Below are 22,107 nucleotides of genomic sequence, written 5' to 3'. Positions count from 1 at the left end.
GCGCGTTGAGCCAGGTCACTGGTGGCCACAGTCGCAATCGACGAGAAGAACGCCCTGATTTCGCCGCTCCGCCTCTTAGGACGGCTTGCGTTACCGCTGCTCACACCTGTTTTCTGCAGAGCCCTTCGCTGCATCCACCATCTACAGGGAAGCCCCCAGGCCCAGCCGATCGATGCTATTTGGAGACGGCGCGACTTCGACCAGGATGCGCGGTTCTTCACTCCGCCTTGTGCGGTCTGCATCTGTTTGCACTAGCAGGGCCCTTGGCCTAAGATGTGAATGATTCTCATTTATGGCGACAGGATGATGCGTGATTCCGCCCTTGTGTTGACAGGTGAGGCTCGCCTTCAGCTCCAGAACATCTATGTTGATCATCACAGCTGGCTTAAATCCTGGTTGATCAGGAAGCTCGGCAACGACGCCTTGGCACTGGATCTGGCCCAAGACGCCTTCATGCGCTTGATCTGCTCGCGCATACCGACCGACGCCATTCGCATGCCTCGCGCTTACCTCACCACCGTTGCACATGGCTTGGTCGTCAATCATTGGCGTCGCCAGTCCATCGAGAGGGCTTACCTAGATGCGCTGGCTGCCCGGGGCGAGATGGCATCCCCTTCTCCTGAAGAGGCAAAGCTTGCTTTAGAGGCGTTGGAGGAGATCGATGTCTTACTCGATGGGCTTCCTGCACGATCCCGGCAGGCGTTTTTGCTCTCTCAACTCGATGGCTGGCCCTACGCCAAGATTGCCAGGCATCTCGGGATCACCGTCAACATGGTCCAGAAAGCCATGATCCGCGCGCTTCAAGGCTGTTACCGCGCCAGCTATGGGTAACGCTCGCGCACGCGTCCTGCCACCAGAGGTCATCGACAAAGCGATCCATTGGTATGTGCGCTTGGCCTCCGGCCAGCCTGACCATCAACAGCAGGACGCTTTTGCACAGTGGCAACGGGCCGATCCCGATCATGCCGAGGCCTGGCGACGGATCGAGGCGCTCCGTGGAAGCATGACGGACCGCCTCGCGTCCATTCCAAGCAACGTCTCACGTGAGGTGCTCGGCAGCGCGAATGCCTCGCCGCAGCGACGCCACGCGTTGAAAGTCCTGCTCTGGGGTGGCACAGGGCTGGCGGGCAGCTGTCTATTGTCAGGACCTCTCGGCCTTTCGCGACAGTGGCATATCGCCACCGCTGATCTTCGAACCCAGGTCGGCGAACAGAAGCGTCTCACGCTACCCGACGGCACCGTGCTTCGCCTGAATACCGCAAGCGCGGTGGATGTGCGCTTTGACCAAGCGACCAGACGCATCATCCTTCACGAAGGCGAAGTGGACATCGTCACCGCACCAGACGCGTTGGGCCGGCGCTTCGTCGTAGAAATGCCGTCGGCAACGCTAGTGCCCATTGGCACGCGATTCGGGGTCCGCCTGAGCGACGGCGGCGTGCTTTTGACGGTACAAGAAGGCGCTGTCGACCTAACGAGAGAGACAACATCCTCCCTGCGGGTTCCCGCCGGATACCAGGTGTTTTTCGATCATCAGCACTCGGGACGCCTGACGCCCCTCGATGAAAGCGCGGTGGCTTGGACGGCTGGCCTGATCCGAGCCAATCGCATGACTCTTCACGACTTCTTAGCCGAGTTGTCGCGCTACCGACGCGGCTGGATCCGCTGCGAGGCATCGGTCGCGCAGCTTCGTCTCACTGCGCTCTACACCTTGGTCGGGGCCGACCCGGTCAATGCCATCCTGGACACCCTGCCTCAAGTCCTTCAGGTCTCCATCCGACGTGTGTCGCCTTGGCTGATCCTGGTTGGCCCGGCAAAGCACTGAGCCATTTTCGTGAGATAGCGAATAATTTTCGCTGCATGGTGGCAGATTTGGCGATCTCGATTGGCAAACCTCATGAACACCCGCTTTGATCAGCAAAGCGGGCAAGACTTCACTTCTGAGGATTGCCTTCGCCATGGCGGCACAACGCCCCTTTCCCGCCACCACCACCCGGCGCGCTCGACGCCACCCACTTGCCCTTGCCGTTCTGCTGGCTCAACTTGCCACTGGCACGACGGCCCTGACTGCCCTTGCGCCGCCCGCGCACGCCCAGCAGGCCACCATTGCCTTTGATGTCTCGGAAGGACCGCTCGATCAAGCCCTGCTGAGCTTCGGCCGCCAGGCAGGACTTGGGGTCGTCGTAAATGCATCGCTGACCAAAGGCCTGAGGAGCAATGGCCTCAAGGGCAACTTCACCGCCCATGACGGCGCGGCGCGGATTCTGAGCGGAACGGGCCTGGAGGCCAGTCAGCAGGGCCAAAGCCTGATCGTGCGCGCAGTCCGCTCGTCAGCCCGCACCACCGATATGCTGCGGGTCGGCGGAAACTTGGGGGCGAGCCAGGGCAAGGAACGGGACCGCCGGGGCGCCGACGACGTCTACGACCTCGACATTTCCACCGCTTATATCGATCGTGCCACGATTGAACGCTTCAAGGGCAAGACACCGTCAGATCTTGTCAACGGAATCCCGGGGGTTTTCAGCGGTGATGCGCGCAACAGCGGCGCGTTGGACCTCAACATTCGCGGCATCCAAGGGCCAGGACGCGTGCCTGTCACCATTGATGGCACCGAGCAGGCCCTTACTGTCTGGCGTGGCTATAACGGCGCGAGCAACCGCAACTACATCGACCCGTTTCTGATTGGCGGCATCCAAATCCTCAAAGGTCCGTCGCTGACCCGTCATGTCACCACAGGCATCGGTGGCGCGATGGTGGTGAACACGCTAGATGTCGAAGACATCCTGGACGAAGGTCAAACCATTGGGGCGGAATTTCGCCTGGAAGGCAGCAGCAATGCGGTGAGGCCACGCCTGCCGACGCTCCACACGGGCGAAGACTATCGAACGGTGGACGGCTTCCCACAGCAAACGCCCAACATCCCTTACACCGACCGCACCTTGATGTTCCAACCGCGAAGTGGCGGAGGTGGCGCCAATGTCCTCGGTGGCGAGGATTACGCCTATCGTTTGGCATTGGGATGGAGGGCCACGGAGGATCTCGATCTGCTGGCAGCGTACAGCTATCGCGAGCGTGGCAACTATTTTGCAGGCAAGCATGGCGTAGGCTACTACTCACACCCGCGCAGCAGCAACGCCGACGACTACATCTTGTCCATGGCCAACTACTGGCTGCCGGGCAATGAGGTAGCCAATACGTCGAGCCAAATGGAATCTTGGCTCTTTAAGTCCACTTGGCGCATCACGCCCGATCAAGTGCTGCAGTTAGGCTACCGAAGCAGCTCGTCGCATTACGGCGAGGTGATGCCGTCACGCATCATCGAATCAGAAGATCGCAGCGCCGTTCAATGGCCACTGAGTCGGGTGGATACCCAGGCCTGGAACGCCGAATACAAATGGCAACCTCAAGACAGCCGCGTCATCGACTTCTATGCCAATTTCTGGCGAACCGACACCCAGAGCGACACCTACACCGCAGGTGGCTTCCCCAACTATGCGCAAGGTCCGGGATTTCCCCTGCTGAGGAACACGGCGCTTGCCAACGCTCAAAATGCCCGCAATGGTGTGACACTGAGCAACACGCTGCATTTGACTGATCAGCTGGACTTGACTGTGGGAGGAAGCTTTCAGCACGAAAGCCTCACCTCCACGGACGCGTATTTTGGCGTAAGCGATGGCTGGCGTATGTATCCGCGTGCGGGCCGACGCGAAGAGCGACAAGGCAACTTCCAATTCGAGTGGCGTCCATTTGAAGCACTCGCGCTCAGTGCCGGCGCACGCTACTCGTCTTACTGGGCCTTTGACGATTTCCTCGACAGCCACCAGGATGACATTCGCCAAGCAGTCACCACGGGCTACACCACCCGCTATACCACCGTGGGTACCTACACCCAGGCTGAGCGCGAAGCGCTGATCGAAGACCAACTTGCGTCCAATCGCGAACTGCTCGAACTGGAGATCATTACGCAAGAAGAGTTCGACGAGATTGCCGCACTGCTTCTGACCGATGTGCCGACCACTTACAGTGTGGATCACCAAGGCGTGTGGCAAGCCGATGCAGACGGCCGGTTCACCAAAGCCGGCAATGTCTGCCTGAATGGCTCGCTCGAGACAGATCCGGCGGCGGTGGGTCAGCTTTGCCAGACCTCCGCCGTTTCTGAAATCAGGCCGGCATCGGCGACAAAGCGCAAAGACCACGGCTGGACGCCGTTTTACGCTGCCACGCTCTACTTGGATGATTACAGCCGCATCTATGTTCGTTACGGTGAGACGCTTCGCTATCCGAGCATGTTCGAAAGTACGATCGCTTTCTCGGCCTCATTGGACGCCGAAGGTGTCAAACCGGAGCATGCGCATAACGTGGAGGTGAGCTATGTCTACGACCTGGCACAGCTGCTGTCGCCAGAATCAGTGGCAGACATCAAATTTGCCTACTACAAGAACAAGACGCGTGATGTGATCGAACGCGACCCCAGTTTCAAGTTCCGCAACATCGACAAGCAAATCATCGAAGGCGTGGAGTTCCAGGGCCGATATGACTCAGGGCGCGTGTTTGCGGATCTTGCAATCAACTACAACTTCAAAAACGAAGTCTGCGACGAACAGACGGCAGCATTGCTATCGAGCACGAATGGCTATGTCGTCGGCAGCGGCGTCATCGTGCCCAGTTGTGTCGACTATGGATTTGTGGGCGGCTACTTGCTGACGCAGAGCGCTCCACAGTTCTCGTCCAGCGCTTCATTGGGCGGACGCTTCATGGACAAGCGCCTGGAGCTCGGCACACGTCTGAGCTACTACAAGCAGTACGAAAATGCCGATCTCGACTGGTTTAGACGAAATTCGATTCAAAGCGGGGACGGCCGACTGGTCTATACCTTCAATGTCCCCTTCTCCTGGGCCAGCACGATGCTCGTCGATGCCTATGCCACCTACAAGCTCAGCCCCAGGCTGACGATGGAACTTACGGGCACCAATCTCACAGATCGCTACTACGTCGATCCGGCGACGCGATCACTCATGGCAGCACCTGGCCGGACTATCAAGCTGAGCCTAACGGGCCGCTTCTGAGCTCACGATCATGGACAGTAACCGGGGCAAGGATGTCCACTTCCTTCCAACAAGAGACCGAATAAATGAAAATTCAGAAACCAATGCTAACCGTTGCCGTAGGCGTCACCGTCTTGCTGCTGGGCGGTGTTGCGCAAGCGGCGAATTTTGTCGGCAGCTCGACCAACGAAGGCTATGTCAAGGTAGGCGTTTCCACGGTCAGTGGCGGTCCGCATCAAGCGGGCTTTGCGGGCGTTGCGGTCAACTCCACGGGCCTGGACAAGCCGGTCGATTTCAAGGGCCTGGCGTCCTATGGCGGCACCGGGTCGGTCAAGGTGTTGAATTTCCCGTACAGCGGTGCCCCGAGCAGTCACGACAGCCTGGGCGTTTTTGCCTTCGCGCAGGTCGGGACGCAGGACGTCTGGTTCGGGGAGTGGTATTCGCGCAAGGACAACGCAGAAGGGCTGAACACCCATACCGTTTACTTCATGGGCGACAACGCCGATACCGCCATTCCAGCCTCTGGTACGGCCAGCTACAACGTCGTTGGCATCAATAACTACAGCTCCGGCAATCAACTGACCGGCACCTTTGATGCAAACTTCGGCACACGTCGCCTGACCGGCTCGATCCAGAATGGCGCCGGCTTTGCCGTCAATGTGGGCACCGCCACCATCAACACCAACGCCAGTATCTCAGGCACCAATGCCACAGCACGCCAGTCCGGAACGCTAGTCAGTTCCAATGGTGTGGTGTCGGGCCAGTTCTACGCCGGGCAAACCGCACTGGCAGGCACTGCCAACTTCACCGGTGTGCAATACGACACCGCCTTTGGCGGCTCGAAGAAGTGAGTTGATCGGCTGATCACTTGATATTGCAACCACAGGACAAGCCAGGCCAAGCCAGTCCTGTTCCTCTTTTTTTGGCCGATTCCCTATGCATGCAATCAAGACATCCCCCACCTGGGGTGTCCTACTCACGCTTGTCATCATGACATTCCCCGGGCGGGCGCTTGCGCAGCAGCAACAAGACGACATGCGCCGCCTCCTGGAACAGCGCAACCAGGCGCAGTCCGACGCACGCGAGCGAGAAATCATGAAGGAGGAGACAGACAAGGCCAGACCAACGATGGTCGTGGAGGGGCACGAATACACCGTTGCGCACAATGCCAACGACGTGGGGCGCGCGCTTTACATCGCGCTCCAGAACAAACAATGGTCGGCAGCTCAATCCTTGCTGGATGAATATCTCACACTTGCCAACCGCGATCCGCTGCTGGTCCACTATGCCCAGGGCGCGATCGCAAGACTCCATGGCGACTACGCCCGAGCCCAAGCGGAATACGCCGCCCTTCTGGACCTGAAAGCCGATTTCCTGCCGGGGCGACTTGAACTGGCCCGCGTGTTCTTCGAGGATCAACAGAACGCTGAAGCGAGGGCGCTGTTTGACGCCATCGAGCAGTCGATCGACCGCAGTGACCCCAAAACCGTGGGCGTGCTCGGCAGCATCGACAACTTCCAGCAGGCCCTAGTCGAGCGCGACCGCTGGCAAGGCACTGCGGCGCTCGGCCCGGCGTGGAGTGACAATGTCAATCGCACTTCGGCCAGTTCCAACTGCCTGATTTCGCTTGATGGACAGTGCTACTTCAATCGCAGCACCCCCGATGCGGCGAAGTCATCTGGCTTCGAATACGACGCGGCCATCGAGAAGCGTTGGAGCATGAAGGGTCATCACGGCGTCTATGCCCGCACGACCCTGTTTGGCCAAGGCTACCGAGACAATAGCCAGTTCAACGAAGTCACCGCCGTGATGCAGTCCGGATACAGCTTCAAGTCCGGCCGAAACGCGTTCGTGCTTGCGCCTTCTTTCGAGTACTACGGCTTAGGCAACCACACCTTGTATGGCGCGCCAGGACTCCATGCAGAGTGGTCATGGACCATGTCTCCTACGTCCTTGATAAAACTCGAGGGGGACTGGAAGCGCTTGGGCTACCGAAGACAAGACTACGGCACTTACCTCGATGGCGAGACCACCTCGGTCTTTGCCAACGTCTTCAAGAGCTTCGGCGAGAGATGGATGGGCTTTGCCGGCATTGACGCGGTCAAAAGCCAAACGGAGGAAGAGGCAGATGGATTTTTTCAGCGCGGCGTTCGCCTTGGCGGTTCGTTGCAATGGCCGAAGGGTGTCCAAATGACCCTCTTTGCTTCGTCGCGCTGGCGCAGCTACGGAGCGTATAGCGCCGTGCTGGAAGCACGTCGCAGGGATCACGAACAAGGCTACACCCTCATCCTTCGTGCCCAACATCTATCGTGGGCGGGTTTCAGCCCGGTGCTGACGTTCCGGCGAAACCAGGTCAAAAGCAACATCGACTGGCTTTATAGCTACGACCGCGATGCAGTGAGCCTGAAATTCGAACATGCGCTGTAAACCTATTCCTTCGAGCATCCTCATGACGGCTCCCGACCCAAGCCAAAGCGTCGCCAGACATCTCAAATCCCGGACGCACGACGCCCATGAGGCGCTTGACCAGCGCATCATGGCGAGCGCCCCGTTTTCATCCATCACGCGCTACGTCCAGTTTCTACACGCGCAGCGCCGCTTTCACGCCACCATCGATCCCCTTTTCAAGGATCCAATCCTTCAACATCTAGTCCCGGAACTTACCGGGCGTCGTCGCTTGCATGAGATCGAACAGGATATTGGCGACCTGTCGCTCGGCATCCAAACGCATCGGGGTGCCGTGGCCGTCGATTTCTCCTCTCCGGCCACAGCCTGGGGTTGGCTCTATGTCGCAGAGGGCTCCAAGCTCGGCGCCGCCATCTTGCTCAAACACGCCCGAGGGCTCGGCCTGAGCGAAACCGCTGGCGCACGCCACTTGGCCGCCCACGCCGATGGCAGAGCCCGGCACTGGCGCTCGTTCGTCAATGCGGTGGATCAACTCCCCTGGACGGAACCCGAGCTCCGCCACATGGTCGAGGGCGCACGGCAGGCGTTTTCAACCATGCAGGCGTTGGTTGAACAAGAGATGCATCTGTTCGGGTGCCGCTCCGAAACGGAGTCTGGTGATTGAAACGCCTGGCCTGGCTCTTTTTGGGCTTTGTGCTGGTGGGCCTAGGCATCATCGGCGCCTTGCTGCCTGTCATGCCAACGACCATTTTCTTGATCCTGGCGGCCGGGTGCTTTGCCCGCTCGTCGCCGGCGCTTGAGGCCACACTTCTGAGCCATCCACGCTATGGCTCGGCGCTCCGGGCGTGGTCTGAGGAGAGAGCCATTTCCAGCAGGGCAAAGCGCTACGCCACGCTCGGCATCGCGTTCGGAGCGGTCTGCTTTTGGCTTGCCGCCAGACCGTCCTGGCCGTTGGGCATCGGCGTTGCGCTCGGACTAGGGCTTTGCACGCTCTGGATCCAAACCAGGCCGCTGCCGCGCATAGAGCAGCCCTCGCAGGACAAGGCTGAGCTTACAGCCAAGCTTTTCGCCCACGGTCTGTCCTGGGGCGGCCACGCCCTGGTGCTTTACGTGCTCTTGTGTCACTGGCCCGAACCTGCACGGCCAGCGGCAACGGAGCAGATCCGGGTTCGGCTCACGGTCTTGCCCCCCGCCGCTCCACCTGTCCCCGTGGTCGAGGAAATTGCAGCCGAGCCGCTGAAGGGGACCGAGGCGAGGCCGAAACCAGACACATCATCATCGCCAGAAGTCAAAAAGAGTAGGCAGGCAGCGCCTGTTACTCAGTCGCAATCGGTGAAAGACGTTGTTGAGACGCTTGCCCTCGACGAGGACAGCTCGACTTCGGAAAGCGTTCCGATACCGTCTCCGGCGTCGGCACCGCCGTCTCTATCGTTGCCTCCGAGCGCGCAGACGGGAGGAGAGGTCGATCCCGATTGGGAGGGCGAAGTGCTCACGCGACTTGAGAAATTCAAGCGCTATCCCCGGCCCGCCCGGGTTCGCCGTGAGGAAGGGACAGTGCTCATTCGAGCCTTGATCGATGGCAGCGGACATGTGCTGTCCGCCCAAGTAAAGGAAACCAGTGGCTCGGCTCTACTGGACCGCGAAGCCTTGGCGACGTTTACCAGGGCCGAGCCGCTTCCTCCTCCCCCTAGAGCGACCGTACCGGCAGAACTGAATGTGCCCGTGCACTTTTTTCTCCGCTAGGCAGCGACCTGGGGCCCAGGCATGCGCCATCCAGCTACTGCCGATCAAAGAGCGTCATATGGATCCACCAGGCCACCGAATGACCACATATGTGGGACAAGGCCACCTAGGCACTACCTAGAGGCCCGAACCAGGACATGCCTCTCGCGCGAGAAGGCAGCGTTCGATTCGCTCTGCGCATGCTGCGATCTGCTCGAACACCGGCAACGCGTTACGTTGTGAAACGATCGCACCCAATGCTCGATTCGGCCCCTTCCCAAAACGCCAGCAACTGCTGAATGACCTCGGGCTTTTCGCCGAGAGCACCCAGTGCGAGTCGCGTCCGGCTCCAACGCTGCGCGCTGACTTCCAAGATCGAGCCTAGCTGCACTTTCCGGCAGGCCATAAAGCCAAGCTGCGCCGTTCGCAGGCGTTGCCTTTGCAAGGCCTGCGCGCGCAAGCTGCTGGAGAAGCCGCGGTTGTCCGGCTGCGTCAGGAGCCGGTCCATAGACCTGTCTCGTCAGGCCTATGGACTGCCAATTCCTCTACCGCGGAGCCCGCGTGCCACAGAGCGGGCATCCCTGTTCCTCGTTGCTAGCGCACCACAGTGAAGTGCCTGGGGCGACACGGCAACATCAGTCCAGCCGATCAGCCGCCGCGTATAAACAGCGGGCGAGTCGACTGGCGCTCTGCACTGCAGTGCGCATGGTCCCCCTTCTTCATTGGTCATCAACCCGAATTGTGCGATGGTCAAACGACTTTCACTTCTGAGGATCACCATGCGACGTGTCCTTTTCTTTTCCCTGGCAGCCCTGTGCGCAAGCTGTGCCCATACAGAGCAGCCCAAACAACGCGCTTATGGTAACGATGCACTGCCGAGCGCCGAGAGCGTAGCGTTTGAGAAGACGGACGCGAGACTACGTTACAGAGATGCGCGTATTGAATGGGATGCAAAGCAATGCGCCGTTTATCAAGGCGTCGCTGCAGATGGACAGATTCGCAGCGAAGCGCTGCACGATGCCGAAGGGCGGCCACTATGTGCCAAGACACCTTGACTGTTGCCACGCGCCGAAGGGCCACATGCGTCCTGCAATCATGACAACAAGCACTGCCCAGTTATAGTCGCGAGCGACTGACATCCTCTTGAGCTCGCTACAGCGAGAACATGCCTGAGGCAGCGCCGTGCGCTGCCTCAGGCTAAGCTTAGATAATAGGGATTGAGCCGATCGTTTGTCGGCGTGCATAGGGCCTGCGCTATTACGGCCATTTCTTCAGAGCGTGTGACCTGAAGTTCAGCGCCAATGCCAACGACGCGCACGTGGAACACATGGCGCGCGTCGCGAACTGCACATGCGCACTATGTCTTCAGACCAGTCTCTACCTGCCGCTAAAAGGAGAACCCAAGGAGCAATCCGATGCCCGGTTCCCTCAAAACCCAACTTCCGTTCATTTCGGTAAGCGAGACGTTGGACGAGTTGCTCGTGCGCCTAGCGGAACTCACCCCGCTCAAGACCTGGATCTTTGCAGAGATCAAGAACGATCACTGGATCATTCGTGCCTGCACGGATTCTGCGTTTGGGTTGAAAGTAGATCAGTTCCTTACATGGTCGGAGTCGGTGTGTCGGCAAATGATCGTAATGGGCGGGCCGCAATGCGCCGAAGATCTAAAAAAGGTCGACCATCTTGCTCAGGCTCCAGCCGCGCTTGGCCTTGGCATTGCAAGCTACCTCGGAGTGCCGGTCAGAATCCCCGGCCAGATGGAAGGAATGCTCTGCGGTATCGACAAGCACATAGCAGACAACGAACTGAGCAAGTTCCTGCCGCTGGCGGAAACCTTTGGCAGAGTGCTTGTCGGCGCATGGGCGCAGCACCTCTCGGAGGAACAGCCAACTACTGACACACCTTCTGCGAAAACGGCAGACCAGCTGACTGGCCTGCATGATTTCAGCGCGTTTAGGGAATTGGTGCATAGCGCAGCAAGGAAAAATCGAAACGAGCCAGGTGGCATCCTACTTTTCAGCATGAATGCAGGCAGCGCAGGGAATCACGTTGCCGCAAAAAGCGAAATCGAGACGGCTGCAGGCATCCTTCAGGCCGCAACGCGCCCACAAGATGGGCTCGCGCATGTAGCACCCGGAAGTTTCGCCATCTATTTGCCTGGTATCAGTGAAGCGGGATTGCTTTCCGTCGCGCGTCGTATCCGTGTGTCTCTCGCTGCATGTGGGATCAACTCCAAATGGGGCGCGAGTTGGTTCAACGATCTGGACCAATTCGACAAGGCAGACCATGCACTCAAGCGTGCAATCTTGCAGATGAGCGGTTCAGCAGAAGCCATTTCGGCCCAGGACCCAGCCCCTTTCTCGGGACGGGCAGACACCGAGCGAACTGCCTGAGCGTCTCGCCGAGCCGACCCTGCTGAAGACCCGTTGTTTTTGCTCAGGTCGTCTGGCTTGCACGATGCAGAGGGGTGAATGGCGCCCAGAACCAAGCAACCTTCCGTGACACCCTATGGCAACCACGCATCATCGTCGTAGTACCGAGCAAGGCGACATCTCGCTATTGAGGCGGACACCCGCCTCGGGCGATGCCCTGGTTCAGACGACCGACCTCGGACAGCCTGTCTGAGGCGTCTTCTAACTGGCGGAGGTTCTGGACACTGTGCTTCCCCCGGGGATGGCTAGCGAGGCGCCCTAGGCGTCGGCCCGGGGAGATCGTCTCGATGACGTGCTGACCACCAGCGTCGCGATATGCTCAGGATCGTACGACGCCGTGACGGCGGCGTTTCGCTCAGCACGCCGTTCATGGCATGACCACACATTTCAAGACGACACCAACCTCCATGCCATTGCCCCCTGCTGTTCGCCATGCGGCCATTCTCGACAGTGCCACTGACTTTGCGATCATCGCGACCGATCTGGATGCCCGCATCACCGACTGGAATAGCGGAGCCGAAAACGTCCTGGGCTGGAACGAGACTGATATGGTGGGTCAGACGATCGACCGCATTTTCACTCCCGAGGACAGAGCCCAGAATCGTCCCGAGGTTGAAATGGCTACGGCGATCGCTCACAGCAGTGCCGAGGATGAGCGCTGGCACATGCGTGCCGATGGGTCGCGCTTTTGGGCGAGCGGCAGATTGACGCCCCTCTACGCGGATGCGCGCCACATCGGCTTCTTGAAGATTCTGCGCGATCAAACAAGCGCCCGGCTGGTCACCGAACAGGTCCACGCCAGCGAAGCCAAGTGGCGTAGCACCTTCGATCGTCTCGTGGAAGCACTGATGATCGGCGAGGTAGTGCGTGACGTCCAAGGCCAGGTAATTGACTGGCGCTATCTCGAGGTCAATCCGGCGTGGGAACGCATGGTTGGCGCGACGCGTGAGCAGGTCTTCGGTCGAACCGTCCGTGACGTCATCCCGGGTGTCGAAAATGCGTGGATAGACGAGTTTGCCAACGTTGTCGATACGGGCGAACCGGCAGCTTTCGTACGCGAGGTCGGTGTCTGGTCGCGTTGGTTCGAGGGTCGCAGCTTTCCGCTTGGCCACGATCGGTTCGGTTGCCTATGCTTCGAGGTGACCGACCGTCGCAAGGACAATGCGAGACGCGACACCTTGTTGGCGCTGGACGAGCGCATCCGCGACCTGAGCGATCCCGGCGAAATCGCGTTTGCTGCCGCGCAGGTGTTGGGAGAGATGCTTGGCGCGAGCCGCGCCGGCTACGGCGACGTCGATGAGCAAGCTGAAACCATCAAGATCGAGCGTGACTGGAACGCAAAGAATGTCATCTCCCTCGTCGGCACGCACCGCTACCGTGACTTCGGCAGCTTTGTCGACGAACTGAAGAAGGGCAACCTCGTCGCGATCAATGATACGGCCACCGATAGGGCCACCGCCGCAAGCGCAGACGCCTTGAAGGCAGTAGGGGTGGGATCGCTTCTCAACCTGCCGGTCATGGAGCGCGGCCAGTTCGTCGCCATGCTGTTTCTGAACTGCCCAACGCCTCACACCTGGACGCCGCACGAGATCGCGATCGTCCGCGATGTCGCCGAGCGTACTCGGGTCGCAGTGGAACGTCGCCGGGCCGAACAGGCGCTCCATGTGTTGGCAGAGACGTTGCAGCAACAGGTCGAGGAGCGCACTCATGAGCGCGACCGGGTGTGGCAGGTCAGCCGGGACATGCTGGGCGTTGCCGATACGGACGGGGTCTGGCTTAGCGTCAATCCTGCCTGGTGCGACATCCTTGGCTGGCCCGAAAAGGCGTTCGTCGGCAAGACCTCGGAATGGCTGGAGCATCCCGATGATCGTTCGAAAACACGGGAAGAGATCGGCAATATTGCGGATGGCAATTGGACGATGTTCTTCGAGAACCGCTTTCGGACAATCGACGGCGACTACCGGTCGCTGTCCTGGTCTGCCGTCGCGGTCGCCGATCGCCTCTACTGCGTTGCGCGGGACGTGACCGAGCAGAAGCAGCGTGATGCCGCGCTCCTTGAAGCCGAAGACCGACTGCGTCAGAGCCAGAAAGTCGAAGCGGTAGGCCAGCTCACCGGCGGCGTGGCGCACGACTTCAACAACCTGCTGACGGTGATCAGAGGGTCAATCGATCTTCTGCGTCGGCCCGGCCTGGCGCCAGAGAAGCGCACCCGCTACCTCGACGCCATCTCCGATACCGCCGATCGGGCCGCCCGGCTGACCAGCCAGTTGCTCTCCTTCGCCCGCCGCCAGGCGTTGAAACCCGAGACATTCGATGCCGGGGCCAGCATCGAAACCCTGCGAGAGATGCTCGGGACATTGACCGGCTCGCGTGTGGCGGTCGAGATCGAGATGGACTCCGGCCCCTCTCTCGTCAGAGTTGATCGAAGCCAGTTCGACACTGCCATCGTCAACATGGCGGTCAACGCGCGCGATGCCATGTCGGGCACGGGCACGCTGACCATCGACGTTCGCGCAGCAAACGCGATACCGCCGCACCGCACGCATCCGGTCGTCCCCGGACAATTCATTGCCGTTTCGATCACCGATACGGGCATTGGCATTGCGGACGACCAGATTGAGCGCATCTTCGAACCGTTCTACACCACCAAGGGCGTGGGGCATGGCACCGGCCTGGGTCTGAGCCAAGTGTTCGGCTTCGCCAAGCAGTCCAGCGGCGACATCCTCGTGCGCAGCACGGTAGGACGGGGCACCACCTTCACCCTCTATCTCCCCAAGGCCCGTGAGGACGAGCTGCGATCCACGCTAGTGCCGGAAGCGGTTTCGCCGCTGCCCAAGGGGGCCTTTATCCTCGTTGTTGAGGACAATAGCGAAGTGGGATCCTTCGCGACCCGGGCCCTCGCAGAGCTTGGCTACAGGACGCAGTTGGCAGTCGATGCCGCAAGCGCGCTTGTCGAGCTCGGGAGCGATGGAGCCGGCTTCGACCTGGTGTTTTCAGACGTAGTGATGCCGGGTATGTCCGGTATCGAACTCGGCCAGGAGATCCACCGCCGGATGCCGCACCTCCCTGTTGTGCTGACCAGCGGGTATAGCAACGTCCTTGCCGAACAGGACCGCCACGAGTTCGAGCTTCTGCAAAAACCCTACTCGCTCGAGGAGCTGGCAAGGGTCCTGGCAAAGGTGTCCGCAAGTCGACGCCTGATCAACTAGCTGGCAAGAAATTATCTGCCCGCCGCCGCCCGGCGTCTGAGACAATTTGGGCGGGGAACTGTCGTCTTTCAGACGCAGACAACAGCCATCAAGTCCGGGGTGCAGGTAAGCGTGGCGAGCGAAGATAATCCAACTGGTAGCCACGCTTCTCTGGATGCTGCGGCCCTGTTCGCAGGTCCTGGCGAGGTGCGCGCAGTCGCACGTGAACTGGACTGGTCGCAGGGTCCTTTGGGACCGACGACCGACTGGTCGCCGGCGATCCGCACGATGGTGCGGACGATGTTCGACTCACCATTTCCAATCTGCTTGTGGTCGGGCCCACATTACGCGCTGATCTACAACGATGCCTATCGCAGGATTCTGGCGGCCAAGCACCCTGCAGCGCTTGGTCTTCCGGGGGCCGTGGTTTTGGCAGAAATCTGGGAGGAGCTTCAACCTCAGTTCGATGGCGTGCGGGCGAGAGGGGAACCGGTCTACCACGAGGATGCACCCTTCGTCATGGCACGGTTGGAAGGCGGCGGAACGGAAACCGCCTGGTTCAACTACTCATTGTCTCCTTTGCGCGACGAGGATGGCAGCATCGCTGCGGTCCTCAACATTACCCCCGAAACAAGTAGCCGGGTCCTGCTTCAGCGTCGCCTCGACCAGGAACAGGCCGCGTTGGCCTTGAGTGAGGATCGGCTGCGTTCGCAGGTTGCTGTCGCAAAAACCGACGCTGAGCGTGTGCAACTGACACTTGCGGCCGGAGCGATCATCGGCACGTGGTTCTGGAACTTGTCCACTGACCAATTCACCGTGGACGAGGCTTTTGCCACTGCTTTCGGGCTTGATCCGGCCCTCGGCCGGGAGGGCATTCCGCTCGCCCAGATCGTCGCCACGGTTCACCCGGACGATCAGGCCGGCCTGGCAGTGGCCATCAACCATGCAATCAGCAAAGGGGGGCGTTACGCTCACCAGTACCGTGTCCGTCGCCGCAATGGCCGATATCATTGGCTGGAGGCCAACGGCCACGTCGAGCATGGTCCGGACGGCACCCCGCTGCGCTTTCCTGGCGTTTTGATTGACGTCGAGGAGCGGCGTGCTGTCGAAGCAGAGCGAGAACACGCCATCGCTGCGCTGCGCGAGCTCAATGCAGACCTGGAACGCAAGGTGCTGGAGCGCTCATTTGCACGCGGGCGGACCTGGCAGGTCAGCCCTGACCTTCTGGTCGTCATCGGCGGCAATGGATGCTTCGAATCGGTAAACCCGGCCTGGACAGCCACGCTTGGCTGGTCTGAGAAGGAACTGACCCAATCGGACTTTCTCAGGTTCGTGCACCCGCAGGATCTGGTCAACACGCAAAAGGCCTGGGCGGATGCCAGCGAACGTCGATTGCCTGTGCTGCACTTTCGAAATCGCTATCGTCACAAAGACGGCGGTTGGCGGTGGCTCGCCTGGGTCGCCGTCCCGGATGAAGGAAAAGTCTATGGTTCGGCGCGTGACGTCACGCTAGAGGTCGAACAAGCGATCATTCTCAAGGAAAGTCAGCAGACCAACAAGCACGTGCAGGCCGCACTCGCTGCTGGTGCCATCATTGGCACCTGGAACTGGAACTTTGAGGATGACTTTTTCACGTTTGACGAGGGGTTCGCGTTTGCGTTCGGTCACGACCTCAGTTCAGCGCAGACGGGGTTGCCGATCGACGCGGTGCTCGTTCACGTGCACCCCGAAGACAGACCTGGGCTGAACGCAGCGATCGCCCAGACGATAGAGCGCGGCGGCGCTTACGCGCGGCAGTATCGGGTCAGGCGTGCGGACGGCAACTACTACTGGATCGAAGCCAACGGCCGTGTCGAATTCGATGCCGCCGGCAAATCCACCAACTTTCCCGGCTTCATCATCGATGTCGATGAACGCGTGAGCCTTGAAGCGGAGCGTGACCGGGCCACGGCTGAGCTGCGCACCCTCAGCAACACGCTTGAAACCCGAATAGCCACACGTACTGCCGAACTGATGCAAGCCGAGGAGTCGCTGCGGCAATCGCAGAAGATGGAGGCGGTGGGCCAGTTGACCGGAGGCCTGGCGCATGATTTCAACAATCTTCTGACCGCCGTCACCGGCGGTCTGGAGATGCTCGCGGCGAAGGTTGCCAAGGGCGAATACGGCAAACTCGACCGCTATATCGCAATGGCGCAAACTGGCGCCAACCGGGCCGCGGCGTTGACCCAGCGGCTTCTCGCTTTCTCGCGTCGGCAGACCCTGGCCCCAATCCCGACCGATGTCGACAGACTGATCGCGAGCATGGAGGAGATGATCGACCATACGCTCGGACCTGAGTTCGAGGTCAAGGTCGTCTCGATCCCAGGCTTGTGGCCAGTGCTCGTAGATGCTCCGCAGTTGGAGAATGCGCTTCTTAATCTGGGCATCAACGCACGCGACGCCATGCCCGATGGTGGGCTGCTAACGATCGAGACCAGCAACGAGCGGCTTGATGCACGCGCCGCAGCCGACCAGGATCTACCGGAGGGCGAATACGTCTCAATTTGCGTAACCGATACCGGCATCGGCATGCCGCCAGAAGTGATTGCGCGTGTCTTCGATCCGTTCTTTACCACCAAGCCCATCGGTCAGGGCACAGGGCTTGGACTGTCGATGATCTACGGTTTCGTGAGGCAATCCGGCGGACAGGTGCGCATCTACTCCGAAGTGGGCAAGGGCACGACGATGTGCCTCTACCTGCCGCGATACCTGGGAGACGTAGCAGCTACCGAGCAGGAGGCGGGTAATGCTGACGCCGGCAAGGCGCTACCAGGCGAGACGATATTGATCGTCGAGGATGAAATCGCAATCCGGCAACTCGTCGCCGACGTTCTTAGCGATGCCGGTTATCGCGTATTGGAGGCCCCGAACGGCCCGGCTGGAGTCAAACTACTGCAATCAGAGGAGCGGATCGATCTGCTCATCACCGATGTGGGACTTCCGGGTGGGCTCAACGGCCGGCAGGTTGCCGATGCTGGACGTGTGGTTAGGCCGGCGTTGAAGGTTCTATTCGTCACTGGCTATGCCGCCAACGCAGCCGTGGGCGCCGGGCACTTGGACGAGGGGATGCAAGTGCTGACCAAGCCCTTCAATATCGCTGAGTTGGAGATGCGCATCCGAGAAATGATCGGAAACGAAAGTGCAGCGTTACCGTCCTGACACGGATCCGAATGCGCACTTTGTCATTGCTGAGCCGCCGACGGTCGCTTTTATCATTCGTACCGACTGGCTTATGCAGGGAGGACCAGATCCGGATCACCTACTTGCCATTTGAATAACCGCGCAAAGGCCTCGTCTGCCGACACAGTCAGCCAATCCCGCGGATCCCCGTAAATGCAAAGCGGCCGAACGAGAGGCTCCGACTTTGACAGCGCCGTCAATAACGAAAACTCGAATGTCGACACTCCGCCTATCATCCTACTGGAGACAATGACCGGACAGAATCTTGGCTTGTCGATCGAGGTATGCCATTGCCCCATGGAGGATTTACCTGACGAGGGAAACAGAGAGGCAAATCCGAACACTTTAATGAAGTATCTCTTGTCATCCCATAGCGCACGGTCATCCGGATTCAAATCCTCAAACGCTTGGTCATAGATGAAAGGTGTCCGTCGAATTTTCTTGCGTCCGAACTTTGCTCGAAACGCGCGTGTCAGCAGCCCATCTCCCGTAACCACATCCACATGGCGATGTCGCTCCACCAGGGTGGGCTGCTGTGTTTTCTCTAGGATTTGCAGGACTTTGATCAAGAATCCTCCGCTGCATCGTCCGAAAGATGGATGATGTTCTTGAGTAGACAGATCCCCCTGCAGGTATTTAGCAGGCAACGAGCTCAAGAGCCAGAAGCCGCATAAATCGTTAATATTTAATGGCGGGGCCAGGTGCCGGGGTGACAAACGGCCACCGCTCTCGCCTCAGGGCTGCAGATGCCGTACGCGGTCCGTCGACGGGCGCGTCCATCCAATCGGATGCCCAGCTCAAGCTTTCCGCCCTTCGCGCACGTGGTCGTCGGCTGGGGGCGACGCAGCAACTCGGCCTGCGTGTTGTCCCCTGTAGTCGTCGTGTGGTCGTCGTTCGACTGGCCACGGCAGTCATGCTTACCAACCCGGCCAAGGCTGCGTTGTGCCGATACACGCCATGTACTGCTTGAACGGCGCTGTCGTATCAACGACTGACTCGCCGTATTGCCTGCCGCCGTCGCGCCCCAGGCCTCGCACAGATCCCAGAGAGCATGTCCGGTAGAGAGCATGTCCGGTGTTGCGCAAGTACTAACTGCACGAGCATGCGCGCGACCGGAAACAGGCAGATCAAAACCCTGCCGATACACCAGCCCCGCGTGGAACTGTCGCGCTACCAACGAGTACAGTTCGCTCGGTGCCTGCTCGATCCGAGCAAATTCTGCCCGTAACGCAACAGGCTTCTGGCCAACGATTATTTCAGCGGAGCAACGGCTTGCGCATAAGTGCCTACCGTTTCGCCTTTTGCCAGCACATGGCCCGACGCAGCGGCAAGTATCTGGTCTCGTGTCGCGCCGGGCTTGACGTCCAGCATCGTGTCGAGCGCGAAGACCTGGAAGTGATAGTGGTGCGGTGGATCGCCCACCGGCGGGTGGGGTCCGTAGTAGCCAACCGAACCGCGGCTCGTTGTTCCCTGAAGCACACCCTCGGGCTCGGTCAGGCGCATTTGCTCCTGCAGGCCTTCCGGCAACCTGGTGACGTTGGCGGGAATGTTCCAAGCAACCCAATGGACGAACGGCGTGATGGGCTTGGCGTCAGGGTCTTCCACGATGACGACGTAAGACTTGGCGTTGGCGACCGCTTTCCAAGACAGTGCGGGCGAGACGCCATCCGCATAGTCGCTAAAACGCTTGTCCATCCTAGCGCCATTGGCGAATGCGGGTACCGTAACGGCCAGTGTCCCATTGCTGTCGGTTTCAGCACGAGTAAGGGCAAGTGGCACTCCATTGCCCTGGTTGACCTGCGCCTGCATCGATGCCGACGGCGCCTCGATGGACTGCCCCGCTGCTGCACCAGCGCGAGCTGGTGCGCCCGTCGCGGAGATACGGTAGATGACGCCATTGGCGTCGTCAGAGACCAACAGAGCACCACCGGCCGTTTCAGCAAGACCCACCGGCCGAGCAAAATGTTTCGTGCCGCCCTCGGTCAGGAAGCCGGTAACGAATGGTTCGAAAGCAACGGGCTTGCCGTTCTCGAACTTCACTCGGACCACCTCGTACCCGGATGCCGGCTTCCGGTTCCACGATCCACGGAAGGTGATAAACGCGTCGCCCCTGTAATCGGACGGGAAGGAACTGCCATGGTAGAAGTGGAACTGCATGGCCGCAGCGTGAGCCGTATAGCCCATCACCATCGGTTCGCTGATGGCCGCCCACTGCTGTTTCGTCATCTCGCCCTGCGGCGTGCTCTGCGGGTTGACCCCGTCCCTGCCCCAGGTATGGGGCCAGCCGTATTGCTTGCCTTTGCTGAGGTGGTTGAGCTCCTCAGGCTGGACCTCGTCTCCCAGGAAGTCAATGCCTTGGTCCATGCCCCACAACTCGCCGGTCGCTGGGTCCCAATCGAAGCCGATGGTGTTGCGCAGGCCGCTCGCAAAAATGGTGCGGGACTTCCCGTCGGGCGACACCCGCAGCATCGTCGCGTGCTCGGGATTGGTTTCGTTGCAAGCATTGCAGGTCGAGCCGATGCTCAAATACAGCATGCCGTCAGGGCCGAATGCCATCGTCCGGTTCGGGTGCTGCCCGCCATCCGGCAGATCGCCCACCAGCAGCGTCAGCGGCCCCAAGGTTCCGTCTTTCAGAATCGGAGCAACGAACAACTCCTTGACCGTGACCAGGTAAAGCTGGCCATCGCGAATAGCCAGTCCATGCGCGCCCGATCTACTGGCGACTACTTTGGGAGGTGCGTCCAGCCTGCCGTCGTCGTTGGCATCTTTCAGAAGCAAGATATCGCCCTGATCGCGACGGGAAACGTAGATGTTGCCGCCCGGAGCGACCGCGATGATGCGCGCATTCTTGAGTCCGGTTGCAAACGCCTTAATTTGGAAGCCGGCAGGGATCTTCAGGCCAGCGATCTGCTTGGACGTAGCGTCGACCTTGTCGGGCTTGAACGTGTGGACTTGCGCCTGCACGTCAGTGCCATCGCCCTGCTGCGCGTGTGCATGACCTACCAACAAGCCGAGCAGTGTTACGGACAAGATACGGCGCATGTGGCTCTCCCGATGCGTGAATGAAGCGTTCGATGACTGCCTAATGGATTGGCAGCCGATAGGCCCTTCTTGCACGAGCTGCGTGACGGGAACAGCAAGGAAACCCCCAGTTCCCTTTGGCCACGGCTATGTCCGCCCATGTGAAATTAGACACTCGCCCCAATCGACGCGAGCCCACCCAGTGCAGGTCACAATGGCCACGGTTGGCGTTGGATGTGCAACGTCCTGCGCAAGGGATTCCGTGGTCCTACCGAGTCAGATGGTCCTTGATGAGATCGAGCGCTCCCCGTTCGGCCGACAGCGTGCGGGTCAGCCCGATGTCGATGCCCTCTGAGGTCGACAGACCCGCACCGCGCCGGACCTTGGCCACGATGCTCCCGCTGTCTGAGTAGTGCCCTGATCGGCTGCGGTACGAACGTGCCGGGACGGTCATGAGCATCAAGACCTGGCGCAGAAGGGGCAGGATGCAACTGAAACGAAGCCTGTTGATCTTCGCAACACGTTGCATCCCCCCACGTCCCCGGCGTGCGCGCCGCCAATTACCACAGGCCTGCTCAATCCGCGAAGCTCAAAACCACGCGACCTTCGATGGTGCCTTGGTGCATGCGGGTAAACACATCGTTGATGTTCTCAAGCCGGTCGGTTTGGACCGTCGCGGCCACCTTGCCCTGCTCTGCGAAGCTGAGCGACTCTTGCAGATCCAAACGACTGCCGACGAGCGATCCCCGCACGGTCACCGGGGCAGCAAATGACATGACCATTGCATCGGCATAAACATTCGTCGCTGCATACACCATGCTTGGTTACTCCCTGTTGCTGGGAGAGGTGCTTTCCACACGCGTGTTGTGCCGCGTTTTCTGATTGGTTGGGTGATCTGCAGTAGCGCGACCTGCCATTACCGCGAACCGCGCAGCCGGTGTCTTGATAGAAAACACGTCGTCTGCAATGGCTATGGGTCTGTGCTTGCGACGCGCGTGGCGACAGATCTGCCGCCGTGCGCCGAGAAATGGCTGCCGTAGTCGTATTGGAGCAGATCCTCCTCAGCAGCAAAGGCGT

14 protein-coding genes and 1 pseudogene are annotated in these 22,107 nt (G+C 60.0%); 10 read left to right on the top strand and 5 right to left on the bottom strand.

All coding sequences use genetic code 11. From position 1 onward, the window contains the following. Positions 1-279 precede the first annotated feature (279 nt). The 7 genes from FHT09_RS02920 to FHT09_RS02890 all read left to right on the top strand — a co-directional run bounded on the left by FHT09_RS02920 (position 280) and on the right by FHT09_RS02890 (position 9,191). Entirely contained in the window at positions 280-831 is a 552-nt protein-coding gene (locus tag FHT09_RS02920; RefSeq protein WP_243848934.1) for a sigma-70 family RNA polymerase sigma factor, read from the top strand. Further along, positions 824-1,822, top strand: coding sequence for a FecR domain-containing protein (locus FHT09_RS02915; protein ID WP_104604925.1), 999 nt, complete (start codon positions 824-826; stop codon positions 1,820-1,822). The genes FHT09_RS02920 and FHT09_RS02915 overlap by 8 nt, the downstream gene beginning before the upstream one ends. A gap of 85 nt (positions 1,823-1,907) precedes the next feature. Then, positions 1,908-5,063: a TonB-dependent receptor gene (locus FHT09_RS02910; RefSeq protein ID WP_258077170.1), complete on the top strand. Its 3,156-nt coding sequence runs from the start codon at positions 1,908-1,910 to the stop codon at positions 5,061-5,063. Positions 5,064-5,128: 65 nt separating this feature from the next. After that, positions 5,129-5,893 (top strand): Slam-dependent surface lipoprotein, encoded by a 765-nt coding sequence (locus FHT09_RS02905; protein ID WP_047127101.1) that lies wholly within the window; start codon positions 5,129-5,131, stop codon positions 5,891-5,893. A gap of 85 nt (positions 5,894-5,978) precedes the next feature. Then, complete coding sequence (locus FHT09_RS02900; protein WP_258077171.1) at positions 5,979-7,469, top strand: surface lipoprotein assembly modifier; 1,491 nt, start codon at positions 5,979-5,981, stop codon at positions 7,467-7,469. 22 nt (positions 7,470-7,491) lie between these two features. Next, positions 7,492-8,112 (top strand): biliverdin-producing heme oxygenase, encoded by a 621-nt coding sequence (locus FHT09_RS02895; protein ID WP_047127102.1) that lies wholly within the window; start codon positions 7,492-7,494, stop codon positions 8,110-8,112. After that, complete coding sequence (locus tag FHT09_RS02890; protein ID WP_166774282.1) at positions 8,109-9,191, top strand: TonB family protein; 1,083 nt, start codon at positions 8,109-8,111, stop codon at positions 9,189-9,191. Before FHT09_RS02895 ends, FHT09_RS02890 begins: the two co-directional genes overlap by 4 nt. A gap of 211 nt (positions 9,192-9,402) precedes the next feature. Here the strand turns inward: FHT09_RS02890 and FHT09_RS02885 are convergent, their stop codons facing one another. Further along, entirely contained in the window at positions 9,403-9,678 is a 276-nt protein-coding gene (locus tag FHT09_RS02885) for a hypothetical protein (RefSeq protein WP_104604928.1), read from the bottom strand. A 907-nt stretch (positions 9,679-10,585) separates the two neighbouring features. On the opposite strand from FHT09_RS02885, the gene FHT09_RS02880 reads away from it, so the two are divergent. The 3 genes from FHT09_RS02880 (at position 10,586) to FHT09_RS02870 (ending at position 17,988) form a co-directional block, all read left to right on the top strand. Beyond that, a complete protein-coding gene (locus FHT09_RS02880; protein ID WP_181141232.1) occupies positions 10,586-11,563 on the top strand; it encodes a GGDEF domain-containing protein in 978 nt (325 codons plus the stop codon). A 413-nt stretch (positions 11,564-11,976) separates the two neighbouring features. Next, a complete protein-coding gene (locus FHT09_RS02875) occupies positions 11,977-14,811 on the top strand; it encodes a PAS domain S-box protein (RefSeq protein ID WP_104604929.1) in 2,835 nt (944 codons plus the stop codon). A 111-nt stretch (positions 14,812-14,922) separates the two neighbouring features. Continuing rightward, positions 14,923-17,988, top strand: a complete 3,066-nt coding sequence (locus FHT09_RS02870) for a PAS domain-containing hybrid sensor histidine kinase/response regulator (RefSeq protein WP_219842981.1) — start codon at positions 14,923-14,925, stop codon at positions 17,986-17,988. Positions 17,989-18,059: 71 nt separating this feature from the next. Here the strand turns inward: FHT09_RS02870 and FHT09_RS02865 are convergent, their stop codons facing one another. The 4 genes and pseudogenes from FHT09_RS02865 to FHT09_RS02850 all read right to left on the bottom strand — a co-directional run. Further along, the gene (locus tag FHT09_RS02865) at positions 18,060-18,578 is read right to left on the bottom strand and encodes a hypothetical protein (protein WP_146096437.1); all 519 of its coding nucleotides are present in this window, start codon (positions 18,576-18,578) and stop codon (positions 18,060-18,062) included. 682 nt (positions 18,579-19,260) lie between these two features. Beyond that, a complete protein-coding gene (locus FHT09_RS02860; RefSeq protein WP_104604931.1) occupies positions 19,261-21,051 on the bottom strand; it encodes a YbhB/YbcL family Raf kinase inhibitor-like protein in 1,791 nt (596 codons plus the stop codon). Positions 21,052-21,298: 247 nt separating this feature from the next. Next, positions 21,299-21,559 (bottom strand): hypothetical protein, encoded by a 261-nt coding sequence (locus tag FHT09_RS02855; protein WP_104604932.1) that lies wholly within the window; start codon positions 21,557-21,559, stop codon positions 21,299-21,301. A 46-nt stretch (positions 21,560-21,605) separates the two neighbouring features. After that, positions 21,606-21,812: pseudogene (locus FHT09_RS02850) on the bottom strand (hypothetical protein); the annotation flags it as partial. Positions 21,813-22,107 lie beyond the last annotated feature (295 nt).

The organism is Xanthomonas sp. CFBP 8152, from assembly GCF_014199025.1.
GTDB classification, from domain to species: domain Bacteria; phylum Pseudomonadota; class Gammaproteobacteria; order Xanthomonadales; family Xanthomonadaceae; genus Xanthomonas; species Xanthomonas arboricola_B.
The sequence above is the reverse complement of the archived record's forward strand: the minus strand, read 5'-3'. Positions and strand labels throughout refer to the sequence as shown.

Coding starts and splice junctions, on each gene's coding strand:
- FHT09_RS02855 (WP_104604932.1), bottom strand. CDS start 21,559: ATGCAACGTGTTGCGAAGATCAACAGGCTTCGTTTCAGTTGCATCCTG.
- FHT09_RS02900 (WP_258077171.1), top strand. CDS start 5,979: ATGCATGCAATCAAGACATCCCCCACCTGGGGTGTCCTACTCACGCTT.
- FHT09_RS02895 (WP_047127102.1), top strand. CDS start 7,492: ATGACGGCTCCCGACCCAAGCCAAAGCGTCGCCAGACATCTCAAATCC.
- FHT09_RS02880 (WP_181141232.1), top strand. CDS start 10,586: ATGCCCGGTTCCCTCAAAACCCAACTTCCGTTCATTTCGGTAAGCGAG.
- FHT09_RS02875 (WP_104604929.1), top strand. CDS start 11,977: ATGACCACACATTTCAAGACGACACCAACCTCCATGCCATTGCCCCCT.
- FHT09_RS02885 (WP_104604928.1), bottom strand. CDS start 9,678: ATGGACCGGCTCCTGACGCAGCCGGACAACCGCGGCTTCTCCAGCAGC.
- FHT09_RS02905 (WP_047127101.1), top strand. CDS start 5,129: ATGAAAATTCAGAAACCAATGCTAACCGTTGCCGTAGGCGTCACCGTC.
- FHT09_RS02920 (WP_243848934.1), top strand. CDS start 280: ATGATTCTCATTTATGGCGACAGGATGATGCGTGATTCCGCCCTTGTG.
- FHT09_RS02860 (WP_104604931.1), bottom strand. CDS start 21,051: ATGCGCCGTATCTTGTCCGTAACACTGCTCGGCTTGTTGGTAGGTCAT.
- FHT09_RS02915 (WP_104604925.1), top strand. CDS start 824: ATGGGTAACGCTCGCGCACGCGTCCTGCCACCAGAGGTCATCGACAAA.